The following is a 12,715-nucleotide window of genomic DNA, read 5'->3' as shown; positions in this document are numbered from 1 at the left end:
TTGCAGAAATGGCCGGACAATGCAAAAAGTAAATATTTTATTTCGCAATCCACATGCGTGTATTCAGGTTATCAGCGCCCTGACGTTTAACAGCATCTCCACGATTGCCGCCATTCAATGATTGCTCCTTCTGAGGATAGATAAATCTTACCGGTACCTGGTTGTTGTTCAGGTTAGATGGGCCTGGCACGATTTCAGGCATACCAGTACGTCTCCAGTCAAACCATGCTTCCAGTCCGTTGAAATAATAAGCTACCCACTTCTGTAAAGCGATCTTTGCCAGTTTCTCTGCCTGGGTACCAGTATATGCAACTGTCGCCTGGGTCAGATAGTTAGCCGGCATCGTCACATCAATACCATATTGAGACGGTACTATGCTCTTCCAGTAGCTGAAATTGGCAGTAATACCATTGTTGTAATAAGTAGCCGCATCGCCGACAGTAATCATATTACGCTCTCTCGCTTCCGCCAGCGTAAACTGTAACTCCGCATAAGTCATGATTAAGGCCCTTGGTGCTGCCGGATCCGGCGCCGCCTGTCCGATGTCGTTACATACCAGACAGGCAAACGTGTACCCTACTCTGGATACGCCCTGTACACCGCCATTATAAGCCAGCGCATTTACATCACTCAAACCATTCGGAATACCTTCGATCTTTGGTGCATTGGCAGCCACTGAACGCTGGCTCGGACGACCAAATACCTTCAGACGAGGATCGTTTAATGTCGTCAGACGGTCACTTAGCGTCTTACTCACCCTGAATTCATCAAATGAACCCACACGGGCATCATACAAAGGCCATTGGTTAGGGGCAGCTGACAGATACTTCAACTCAGCGTTGTCCGCATTATCCGTAAATACCGGGTAACTAGACGGATTAGACAGCATCTCCGCCATCTCCGCACTGACATCTTTACGCTTAGACAAACGCAACAGGTAACGAAGTCTCAGGGAATTAGCCAGCTTACGCCATTTCAGGATAGCATTCGCGCCACCACCATACAAGATGTCTCCATCCAGGGTAGTACCGCTCTTCGCCAGATAGCTGTTCGCTCTCTTCAGATCAGCCAGAATACCGGCATAGATCGATTCCTGGTCATCATACTTCGGCTGGTATTTACCTTCCAGTTTAGCCCTGCCGGCTTCTGAATAAGGTACATCGCCATAAGTATCCGTCGCCAGCGCAAACATCCAGGACTTCAGTACCAGGGATACACCCAGGTATGGATTCGTAGAATCCGCTCCTACAGCCGTAAAGATGTTCTGCAGGTTACGATAGTTATTGTAAACATCGTCCCATACGCCATTCTGCTCACCCCACAGATAACGGTCCTCATTTACAAACTGTATCTTGGCATGATGCTGCGCGACGATGTTACCAATACCCCAGGCAGTATTCACCTGGTTACTCATCATATTCTTGATCACCCCGCTTAACAGCAGATCAGGTGTCACATTAGTGGGGTTGTTCTCATTAGTGTTGGTATCACTAAAGTCGTGTGTACAGGATGATAAAAGGCCGGCCAGTAAAAATATCTTAAAGAATTTCATGATTGCTTGTTTTAAGGTGATCATAATTTAAAACTCAGGTTCACACCGTAGCTACGGCTGCTTGGCAGGCTCATATACTCAATACCAGGCAGGGCTGTACCGCCGGAATAAGACATCACCTCTGGATCTACGTGTGGTACATTATCCCACAGGAAGAGGTTACGGCCTACCAGTGATACGTTCATACCTTTGATCACCCCCTTTTTAAATGATCCGGGGAAGGAATAACCGATCTGCAGTTCACGCAGTTTTACAAATGACGCATCATACATTACTCCCTCAGCGATGTTACGACCACCAGTCCAGGCACTGTGCCACTCGCGTACCGCTACCTTCGTGGTGTTAGGACTGAACTTACCATCTGCCGCCTGTACCACACCCGATCCGATCACGCCATTGCCTGCTTTGCTCATATCATAACCATCTGCACGTCCTTCCAGGGTCTCTTTGATGATACCGCCTTCACGACCTACGGTCTGTGTCAATGAATAGAGTTTACCGCCATGACGCACATCAAACAGACAGCTCAGACGTACACCTTTATAAGTAAATGTATTGCCGATACCCATCAGCCAGTCAGGGTTATAGTTACCCAGTCTGATTCTTTCGGTAGTAGCCACCGGACGCCCATTCGCTGCGAATACCATCTGACCGGTATACTGACCGCTTGCATCATAGTAAGGTGCATTCGCATCTGTGTTCTGTACGCGTGCGAAGCCAATACCATACAGGTCACCCATACGCTCTCCTACTCTCGCTTCTACTGATACGTTTCTGTCAGCCATTACATAGTTGGTCAGACCGTCAGTCAGCTCCAGTACCTTACTGCGGTTAGTAGAGAAGTTCACGTAAGCATCCCAGTTGAAAGATTTAGTCTTGATCGGCGTCACATTCAGCATAACCTCAAAACCATGATTACGGATAGAACCTGCATTGATCACACGACTTTCATAACCACTGGTGTTAGATAAAGGAATGTTCAGGATCTGGTTCTTTGTATTACTCTGGTAATAAGTCAGGTCCAGTCCTACCCTATTCTGCCAGAAACGGATGTCAGCACCAAATTCAAAGGCATTGCTGATTTCCGGTTTCAGATTCAGGTTAGATAAACGGCTGGTTTCGCCATAGATCTGAGAAGCGCCAAACGGATCGCTACGATTAAAGGTCTGTGTAAAGGCAAATGGATCGGTATCATTACCTACCTGTGCAAAGCTTCCTCTCAGTTTCGCAAAACTGATCACAGATGGCAGTTTCACCATATCGCTGATAATAGCACTCAGGGCTACGGAAGAATAGAAATAAGAATTCTGCTCCTGTCCGAAAGCTTTCAGATCTTCCGGCAGTGTGAGTGCACTACTCCAGTCATTACGACCGGTTACATCCAGGAACAGCTTGTTCTTATAAGAAACTCCTGCTGATCCGTAGAAACTGTTGATACGCTTACCAACATTATTCTGGTTAGATACCAGCGCAATGCGGGAGTTTGTCAGACGATATACATTAGGAATGTTCAGCTGACCAGCAATATCCTCGTTGAAACGGGAAGTCTGACGCATCTGGTTACCACCCAGGGTCGCATTGAAAGAGAAATTAGAATTGATCTCTTTATCTGCTGCGAACAGGAAATCTGTGTTACGCTCTTCATTTACAATGTTCACTTCACGGTACTCACCGTAAGGGAAACGCTGTGTACTGAAAGCCCTGCGATACTCGCGACGCTCATTGCTCCAGTCAGTAGCAGTACGTACCTGTAGGTTCAACCAGCTGGCGAGATCATATCTTAAAACAACATTACCGATCAGACGATCATAATACTGACCATTCGTATTCTGATATACGGTCAGATATGGGTTGTCATGGTAGTTGTAGTTCCAGTTATACTGTTGTCTGTTGTCCAGACCACGCTGCCACAGACGCTTCAGATCGCTTACTCTCACTGAAGCCGGCAACCAGCAGTTAAACAGGTACATGATGCTCTCAGTACCATAACTGATAGAAGGACGGTTGTCACTTTCACTCTTGATATAGCTTACGAATGCTTTTGCGGTGAATTTTGGCGTGAAATGGTAGCCAGCTGAAAAACTGGTTGTATTTCTTTTCAGATCAGTATTAGGTACTATACCGGTCTGATTAAGATTTGTATAGCTCAGACGGAAATCACCATTATCGTTAGCGCCTACCAGGGCTACGTTATTGGTGAAAGTTCTGCCTGTCTCTAAGAAATTCTTCAGGTTATCATTGTCAGCCTCCCAGGTGCTTGGTGTGATCACGCTACCTGCCGGTGCATTCATGTCACCGCCTGTATAAGGGATAGCCTGGCCATTCAGGGTACGAGGGGAATTGAACTGCGGGAACAGTTGTCCACGGAAAGCAGGACCCCAGCCTTCATCTGTTCCATCTGATAAACCAGCGCCGCCACCGTTTACAAAGGCGAAATCACCGCCGCTGGCGTTACCCTGACCATACGTTTTCTGGTATTCAGGCAGTTTTAAAGCTGATTCCAGAGTGATGTTGCTGTTCACTTCCACACCCAGACCTTTCTGTTTGCGGCCGGATTTGGTTTTGATCATTACCACACCATTCGCCGCACGGGAACCATACAGGGCCGCAGCAGCAGGTCCTTTCAGTACGTTCATGCTCTCAATATCATCCGGGTTGATGAAACTGGCGCCGTTACCAAAGTCCACTTCCAGGTTATTGCTACCGGAACCGCCATTGATCGCATTGCTGATAGGCACACCATCCACTACGTATAATGGCTGGTTCTTGTTAAGATCTACTGATCTTTCACCACGGATGGATACCCTTGCGGATCCACCTACGCCCGACGGGCTACCAATTACAGTTACACCAGCTACTTTACCAGCCAGCTGATTAACTACGTTAGATTCCCTTGCTACAGTCAGGTCTTCACCTTTCACCTCCTGTATAGAATAACCTAACTTTTTACGTTCTTTTTTGATACCTAATGCAGTTACCACTACCTCACCCAGTCCACGGGTATCAGTAGGAAGCACGATATTGGCTGCCTGAGCAGCACTTACTTCCTGTGTGGTAAATCCGATACTACTGATAATAAGGATGTCACTGTTCCCGGCTTGAATGCTGAAATTGCCGGCATTATCTGTAATGGTCTTTTTAGATGCACCTTTTACCTGTATGGTTGCACCAGGTAATGGCTGCTTGTCGTCCCCGGAAATTACTTTCCCGCTGATAGCCTGCTGGGCCATCACACTCACGGAAAATAAAAGAAGGAAAACGCCTAACGATAGGAATTGTAGGCATAGACGTGTGTAGCGCATAGCAGAATACAAGTTTTAGTGGTTGATGAATTCTGCTGCGAAGGTTACAATCCTATCTTATCGCTATTTTAACAAGACGTTAACAATCAGTTAAATAAATCCCTTTTCAAGGGAAAGGAAGGCTTCTCGTGGATTTAAGTTCTGCCATAATATAGTATATACCGCCTGCGCAACAGGCATATAAGCACCCACTTCCATGTTCATTTCAAACAGGCATTTGCTGGCATAATAGCCCTCTGCAATCATGTTCAGCTCCAGCTGGGCCGCCTTCACAGAATAGCCCTTACCAATCATATTACCGAAGGTACGGTTACGGCTATGCAAAGAATAACAGGTTACTAACAAGTCGCCCAGATAGGCGCTGGCGTTATAATTATGTGCACCTGCTTCGCTATGATCTTTTCCATACGCTTCCAGGAAAGACTGCATCTCCCGGAAACAATTGGTAATATATACACTGAGGAAGTTATCTCCATATTCCAGTCCGTGTGCAATACCTGCACCTAAAGCATAGATATTCTTCAGCACCGCTGCCAGTTGCACTCCAATCACATCGCGATTCACGATCGTTTGCAGATAAGTGTTAGTGAACATATCCGCAATAGACTGTGCAGCTGACTCCTGTAAGCCTGAAAAAGTCAGGTAAGACAGTTTCTCATTCGCTACCTCTTCCGCATGACAAGGACCGGTAATCGCATAATACTGTTCCAGCGGAAGCTCAAAAATATCCGACAGATAATCGTTGATCAGCAAGTTGCTCCCTGGTACCAGACCCTTTACCGCATTCACCACCTTCTTGCCTTTCAGTGCCTCAGGTGACAACTGCAACATCACATCCTCCAGGAAAGCAGAAGGTACCGCCAGCACCAGCACATCACTTGCAGCCACCACCTCTTCCAGGTTGCTGCTCAGTTTCACCATATTCGTGTCAAAATACACGGAGGTGAGATAATGCCTGTTATGATGACGCAGCTGCATATAGCGGATCGTGTCTTCATTCCGGATCCACCAGGAAATCTGATTACCATTATCTGTTAAAATCTTGGCCAATGCTGTTGCCCAACTGCCGCTACCAATAATACCTGCTTTCACGTATCTGTCTTTTTCTCGCAAAGTAAGGAATTTTACCTGCTAATATGACCATATCGTTAAGTCTCCTTTTCCTGGCGGTCAAAAAAAACATAGGTCTCCCAGATATCCCACGCCTACCTCACAATTAATCCATCTACCGGTGCTTACAACGGAGGTTCAGATGCCTATGCTCACCTTAACCAGCCTCCTGCAACCAGCTAACGTCCCTTAATGCTTCCCTGCATAGCCCCACCACCACTGCCCAATCGTCTTAAAAGCGGGGGTCAGTCCGCTAGGTATCTGAACCATAGCAGAAGCTGCCCTAACCCATATAAGGATGGCTAACTGGGAGACCTCTGCAGCTTATATAGCAATCACCTCATTTAATTAAGAGCAACTTAGTTAAATTACTGGCGGGTAATATCTGCTATCCATTTATTACCAAGGCCCTGCTGCATATCTGGTTGATCACTGGCTACAATCTCCAGTTTACCGCCCTTCGCGATCTCGCTATGCGTGATCCAGTTGCGGTCCAGCTTCCTGCCATTCAGCCACACCTCTTTAATATATACGTTCTTAGGACCAAAATTCTTCACCTGTACAGAGAACGGTTTTGCACCCGGCCACTGCCATTCAACAGACTCAAATAAAGGCACGTTCAGGTAGTATACCGGCGAACCGATACACGCCGGGAATATACCGGTAGATACCAGTACAAACCAGGAAGACATCGTACCGGCATCGTCATCCATTGTCCTGACATAGGCTGCCGGCTGGTTCTTATAGATCGGGCCGATCTCGGAACCGATACCACGACTGTTATCATTGAAGTAGTGCTGTACCATGGTATCAACAGCTATCTTATGAACAAGCGCCTGTGACTTCCAGGGCTGGTTGGTCACATTATACATGAACGGCGTCTGCAGATCCGGCTGGTTCGCATGACAGTAGTAATCATTATCAAAGAATTCATCCAGCTGGGAAAGATATGCCTGCTCACCTCCACACAGCTCCATCAACCCTTTCAGATCGAAGGGCACAAACCAGCGGTATTGCCAGATCGTACCCTGGTACAATCCTCTTGCCTGCATACGGTCTACATCTCGTTTTGTGAGATCCTGGAAGTCTTTCAACCAGTACTTTTTATAATCTGCCGCCTGAACTTTATACTGGTCTCCATGGGCTTTATCTTTCTGTGCATAATAGAGTTCCGCCAGTGCCCACGCATCATAGGAAGACTCCAGCGCCTTATCAGGATGCGCATAATCCAATCCTTTAATTTCCTTCTCTACAGAGTCAGCAATGGCATTAAAATCGAACTTATAGCCTTTTTTCAGGGCATCCAGCAGTACGACGACAGCATGCTCTGTTCTTACAGTAATGGAAGGCTCATGCAGTGTTGCATAGTCTTTTTTACCATGGGCATACAACCCTGCAATAGAGTTCGTCATGTCCTGGTATTCCTGCGGAAAAGCAATAGACAATAAGGGTAGCTGCGCACGGTAGTTATCCCAGATCGCCCAGCCATTATACATCTTACTGTTAGTGTGTTGTAAAGTACCATTAGTGGCAGCATATGCGCCATCTGGCTCCGATACTACATAAGGAGACTGGATAGAACGATAAAACAGGGAATAAAACAGCTTCTCCCTTGCAGGATCCCCTTTCACCTTAATATGTCCCAGCATATCATTCCACGCTTTCTCACTCCTAACCTTTACCATATCAAATGCATCCTTCGTTATAGCTGCCTTTGCATACGTAGCATTAACGGAGGATAACCCTATCCTTACACCCAGGTTATTATCAGTTACATCAGCTACCAGTTCATGCGCCTGCGTAGCGGTCCATTTTACTGGACGATCAGTTTCTACGTAATAATATACTCTATAAATACCGGCACTACAGGTAGTTCTGGATTCCACCCATCCGCTTACTGCATTACCTTCTATGGTATGCTCCTCGGCCACAAAACGGCCGACATGGGCAAATCCGAGATCCAGTAATAGCCCTTTCTTTCCTTCAGGGAAAGTATACTGATGCAGACCTGCATTCTTATAAACGGTAAAAGATGCCTTAATACCGTTGGTGAATCCTACATGATAATAACCAGGGGAAGCCTGCTCTTCATACTTGATAAGATCCGCTTTTACCGGACCATCCCCCAGAAAAGGACGCAGCAGCAGGTTACCACCGCAACCCTGGCAGCCTACACCCTCCATACGGTTGTGGGTAAATCCAAGAAATTCTTTAGCATAATACTCATATCCTGTATGAGTGGAAGGATACGTTTCGGGACCAATGCTCACCATACTGAAAGGATAGGAAGCAGCGGGAGACATTTGTCCGTTGTCCCCGGAAGAACCCAGGAACACATTCACCTGACCTGATTGCTGAGCAACTGCCGTTAGAGAAAGCAGGCTCAGTAGATATATTAGCGACTTTTTCATACAAAAGCCCTAAATATATAGCAGACGGCCCACAAATAACAGTTAACTGTTACTGGCGGACCGTTAATTATTTATTACCAAGAAATAAAAGGATACCGCATTTAAAGCGGATGGCAATTATTTATTCAGCGGCTTTTGTTGTGGCTTCAGCTTTCACTTTAACTGGTTTTGCACCCTTTACTGCTTTCTTTGTCGCTTTCTTCTTCACGATTGCTGCCTTTTTCTTCTTGTCCAACCCTTTGCTCAAAAGTTTCGCAGCTTTCTTAATTCTGTTTTTGAACTTCGTATCTCCTAACTCATTTTTCAGGTCTACCAACAGGAGGTCCAGCTTCTTTTCTATGGTGTCGCGAGCTTCTTTTCGGGATGATTTGGCAGGTCTGGCGGGCTTCGCAGTATCTGTACTTGACATATTATGTAACTTTATTTGATGTGATAACATAAATTTAATATTAAATTAACACAGGGCAATGTTAAGTTTTTCCGTGTCTCCTAAACAGCTGATTATCCATGCAATAGAAGGCATCCAGGCTAATCCGGAAACATAAAAATGAATGTCTTAACAGTAGATTCTACAGGCAATTTTGGTAAGATTTTGAGTACTCAATTCACTCACTGGTGAATAAAGCTCCATAAGTAATATTCATAATACCACATTAACCCGCACAATGACTGTCGAAGACATCCGGGAGAACGATATATAAAAAAGGGAACGGCTCCGTATACACGAAGCCGTTCCCTTTTTTACAATTACTGAAATATCTATTTACCGGTTCCTTCGAATAGTTCTTTCTTAGGTACCACATTTACTTTCTTTCCTTGTTCAAGATCTTTTGATACTGCAGAATAAGGAGCGCTGATAATCGTCTCTCCCGGTTTCAATCCGCTCAGGATCTCAATATTCGCGTCATCCTGCACACCGGTTGTTACGATAACCTGACGTACGGTTTTATCCGCCTGCAATACAAAAACAACCTCTTTTTGATTCTTGCCGCTTTCTTTTGCTGCCGCCAGATCTTCTTTTTTCGCACCTACCGCTTTTGAGCTATCCACCACATCACGGGTAGTTACCGCATTAATAGGCACCGCCAGCACATTATTCTTTCTGCGGGTCTGGATATCAACACTGGCGCTCATACCCGGCCGGAAAGGGAAGTTCTTTGGATGTGCCGGATCAATCAGATCAGCATAACTTTCGGCCAGGATACGGATATGTACGATGTAGCTGGTCACCTGTTCTGCAGAAGAGGTAGTCGCAGCAGACGCAGTAGCAGCACCTTTACTGGAGCTGGCAATCTGCGTTACAATGCCTTTGAACTTACGATCACTGTAGGCATCCACTTCTACGATAGCAGTATCATTATATTTTACACGGGGAATATCGTTTTCACCAACATCCACCTGTACTTCCATAATATTCAGATCAGCAATACGCATGATCTCAGTACCACTCATTTGTCCGGTACCTACCACACGCTCCCCTTTCTTTACCGGCAACAGGGATACCACACCATCCATAGACGCTACGATCGTCGTACGCTGGAGGTTGGTATTGGCTTCCGTCACACCAGCTTTGGCGCTCTGCACCGCGTAACGGTTACTGTTCACCTGTTCTGCGGCAGCATTGTAGTCCGCCAGGGCAGAACGGTAAGTCGCTTCGGCAGTTTCAAATTCACTACGGGACACTACTTTCTGTGCCAGCAGTTCCTTGTTACGATCGTAAGCAGCTTTACTTTGTTCCAGTTTGGCTTTAAATGCGTTGAGAGAAGCGGCAGTATTCGCCAGTTGTGCCTGTGCCTGGCTGAGGGAAGCTGTCGCCTTATCTCTTACGGAGCCATAGACATCCGCATAGATACGCGCCAGCACCTGTCCTTTTTTAACAGAATCGCCTTCCAGTACCGGAAGGTCTACGATTTCGCCTGATACGTCGGAGCTCACCTTAACTTCTGTTTCAGGGTAGATCTTGCCACTGGCAGATACCACCTCAATGATATTTTTATCTTCTGCCTTATCGACAGCCACTTTAATGCTGTCATCCTTGCGTGCATTGCTCAAGGCGAAAATAGCGATCAGCACAATGATGATCCCCAGGATCCAGAAAAGTGTCTTTCTCTTCATAAAACGGCGTTATTTCAAAAGGGAGGGAGCCGCTACAGGGAGATCTTTTGATCCCTATAAAACTCCAGTAGTTTCATTCTAAATATGAACTCGTATTGCGCCGATACTTTATCGATCTGCGCTTTAAACAGGTTAGTTTGCGTAGTAATATAGTCAATAGTATTCATTAAACCCAGGTTATACCGTTTGGTCGCAAAATCATACGCACGCTGGGAAGCATCAACACCCTTACTGGATGCGGAGAATTTCTGAATCGCGGCTACCGCATTGGCATGGGCAGTATAAATATCCTGACGCAGTGTTTGCAGATCCTGGTCTTTGGTCAGCTGCTGATTGGTAATATCCAGTTTCGCCCGCTGTACCGCTGTACGCTGTTGCCAGCCATTCAGGATCGGAATATTCAGGGTCAGGCCTGCGGACTGACGGAAGTTATTATTTACCTGCTGGTTAAAAGCGATTGTCTTACCTGTTGCCCCATCTTTCGCCACATCGGTGTAACTCGTATTCAATGCGCCATTGGCAGATAAACTGGGATACAAATACCCTTTCTGTGCCGCATAGGCGCGTTGCAGGGATTTTATTCTCAGGTCATGCCCCTTTATCAGCGGGTTGGTCATCTGGGAAGAACTATATACCATCTCGGGATCTACTTCATCCAGTCTCGGTACTTTCAATTCTGAAATATTCTCCGGAATCTGTGGTACATATGACTGATCAAAGCTCAGGTTGAGATACGCCTTCATCTGCAAAGTAGACATGATCACATTGTTCTGTGCCGTGATCAGGGTTACACTATCACTCGCCAGTTTGGTTTCCAGGTCAGCCTGATTGCTCTCCGGAACAGAACCCGCAATAACCAGTTTCTTGGTATTATCCAGCTGAGAAGTAGTCAGTTTTACCTGTAACTCGCTGACATGCACCTGCTCAATATTCATGAGTAATTGCAGAAAGGTACTGGCAATGTTAAAAGCAACATCATTCCTTGCCTTTTCCAGGAAACGATCCTGCGCCTGCAACTCATATTTATTGGCAGCAATTATATTACGTTTTGCAAACCAGTTGAAGATATCAACATTGGTATTCGCACCTCCACCAAGGTTAAAATAAGATTGCGTAACATACACGTTCGTATACGGGTCAATATTACGACCAGAACCCAATTGGGCCTGTACAGCAGCGCCAAGGGTGGGGAGCTGCGATAGCTGGTTTTGTCTGAGTGTCAACGCTGCATAACGTTTCTGTACGTCCTGCTGCTTGATAGATATATTGTTCTGAAGCGCATAATCTACAGAGCGTTGCAGTGTCCAGGTATCCTGCGCCTTCAGGGCCGCAGAGTTAGCAAACAAAATGCACAGCGCCAGGAGACATCCCGGGATTTTGGATATTTTCATGACATTCCAAAAATATAATAATTGTGATGATAACATAAATAAATTCTTTATGAAGGGCGTAAAATACTTGCAGATAAACAATTCCCGACGATGGACATCTTATCAGAACCTACGCCGGGGCGCAACAACTTGATAAGATTACCTGACGTCGGGAATGGCCTATATTGATTTATGCGATTTTCCCGTCACGGATCTGTATGATCCTGTGACCATAACCTGCATTAACTTCGGAATGCGTTACCTGTACTATCGTAATCTTATCTTTTTCATTCAGTTGCTTGAACAGCTCCATGATCTCCTTCGCCTGATCAGAATGCAGGTTACCGGTTGGTTCATCAGCCAGGATCACTTTAGGCTCGCCTACCAGCGCACGGGCTATACCAACCAGCTGTTGTTGTCCGCCGGACAACTGACTAGGAAAAAGGTCTTTTTTAGCTACTATATTGAAACGATCCAGGATATCAGCCACACGGCTCTTACGTTCAGCAGCGGGAACATTCTTATATAGCAATGGTGTCTCAATGTTTTCATATACCGTCAGCTCATCAATCAGGTGATAAGCCTGGAAAACAAATCCTATGGCGCCCCGGTGCAGTTGGGTACGTTTCTTCTCATTCATCTTATGCACCGGTTCTCCGTCAAACAGGTATTCGCCCTGATTAGGTTCTTCCAGCAAGCCCATTATATGTAACAAGGTGGATTTACCTGAACCGGAAGGGCCCATTATAGATACAAACTCTCCTTCGAAAATTCTGAGATCAATATCTTTTAATATTTCATTCTTACCAAATCCAACGGGATAATACTTGGAGATATGTCTTAATTGTATCATTG

At 45.9% G+C, this 12,715-nt stretch carries 8 protein-coding genes; all 8 read right to left on the bottom strand.

Features of this window, described 5'->3' with window-relative positions; genetic code table 11:
* Positions 1-37: 37 nt before the first annotated feature.
* The 8 genes from CPIN_RS04770 to CPIN_RS04735 all read right to left on the bottom strand — a co-directional run bounded on the left by CPIN_RS04770 (position 38) and on the right by CPIN_RS04735 (position 12,713).
* On the bottom strand, positions 38-1,552 hold the full coding sequence (locus tag CPIN_RS04770; protein ID WP_012788642.1) for a SusD/RagB family nutrient-binding outer membrane lipoprotein: 1,515 nt from the start codon (positions 1,550-1,552) through the stop codon (positions 38-40).
* A gap of 20 nt (positions 1,553-1,572) precedes the next feature.
* A complete protein-coding gene (locus CPIN_RS04765; RefSeq protein ID WP_012788641.1) occupies positions 1,573-4,854 on the bottom strand; it encodes a SusC/RagA family TonB-linked outer membrane protein in 3,282 nt (1,093 codons plus the stop codon).
* A 90-nt stretch (positions 4,855-4,944) separates the two neighbouring features.
* Complete coding sequence (locus CPIN_RS04760) at positions 4,945-5,967, bottom strand: NAD(P)H-dependent glycerol-3-phosphate dehydrogenase (protein ID WP_012788640.1); 1,023 nt, start codon at positions 5,965-5,967, stop codon at positions 4,945-4,947.
* Positions 5,968-6,332: 365 nt separating this feature from the next.
* Positions 6,333-8,375, bottom strand: coding sequence for a glycoside hydrolase domain-containing protein (locus tag CPIN_RS04755; RefSeq protein WP_012788639.1), 2,043 nt, complete (start codon positions 8,373-8,375; stop codon positions 6,333-6,335).
* A gap of 121 nt (positions 8,376-8,496) precedes the next feature.
* Complete coding sequence (locus CPIN_RS04750) at positions 8,497-8,784, bottom strand: hypothetical protein (protein ID WP_012788638.1); 288 nt, start codon at positions 8,782-8,784, stop codon at positions 8,497-8,499.
* 350 nt (positions 8,785-9,134) lie between these two features.
* On the bottom strand, positions 9,135-10,490 hold the full coding sequence (locus CPIN_RS04745; protein WP_012788637.1) for an efflux RND transporter periplasmic adaptor subunit: 1,356 nt from the start codon (positions 10,488-10,490) through the stop codon (positions 9,135-9,137).
* A 32-nt stretch (positions 10,491-10,522) separates the two neighbouring features.
* On the bottom strand, positions 10,523-11,881 hold the full coding sequence (locus tag CPIN_RS04740; RefSeq protein ID WP_044217882.1) for a TolC family protein: 1,359 nt from the start codon (positions 11,879-11,881) through the stop codon (positions 10,523-10,525).
* 169 nt (positions 11,882-12,050) lie between these two features.
* Positions 12,051-12,713, bottom strand: a complete 663-nt coding sequence (locus CPIN_RS04735) for an ABC transporter ATP-binding protein (protein WP_012788635.1) — start codon at positions 12,711-12,713, stop codon at positions 12,051-12,053.
* Between the last annotated feature and the right edge of the window lie 2 nt (positions 12,714-12,715).

This window comes from Chitinophaga pinensis DSM 2588 (assembly GCF_000024005.1).
Taxonomy (GTDB): Bacteria; Bacteroidota; Bacteroidia; order Chitinophagales; family Chitinophagaceae; genus Chitinophaga; species Chitinophaga pinensis.
This window is presented reverse-complemented; position numbering and strand designations above follow the sequence as displayed.

What these genes read in the sequence shown, in the direction of transcription:
- CPIN_RS04765 (WP_012788641.1), bottom strand. Translation starts at nt 4,854, where the DNA reads ATGCGCTACACACGTCTATGCCTACAATTCCTATCGTTAGGCGTTTTC.
- CPIN_RS04740 (WP_044217882.1), bottom strand. Translation starts at nt 11,881, where the DNA reads ATGAAAATATCCAAAATCCCGGGATGTCTCCTGGCGCTGTGCATTTTG.
- CPIN_RS04770 (WP_012788642.1), bottom strand. Translation starts at nt 1,552, where the DNA reads ATGAAATTCTTTAAGATATTTTTACTGGCCGGCCTTTTATCATCCTGT.
- CPIN_RS04750 (WP_012788638.1), bottom strand. Translation starts at nt 8,784, where the DNA reads ATGTCAAGTACAGATACTGCGAAGCCCGCCAGACCTGCCAAATCATCC.
- CPIN_RS04745 (WP_012788637.1), bottom strand. Translation starts at nt 10,490, where the DNA reads ATGAAGAGAAAGACACTTTTCTGGATCCTGGGGATCATCATTGTGCTG.
- CPIN_RS04735 (WP_012788635.1), bottom strand. Translation starts at nt 12,713, where the DNA reads ATGATACAATTAAGACATATCTCCAAGTATTATCCCGTTGGATTTGGT.
- CPIN_RS04755 (WP_012788639.1), bottom strand. Translation starts at nt 8,375, where the DNA reads ATGAAAAAGTCGCTAATATATCTACTGAGCCTGCTTTCTCTAACGGCA.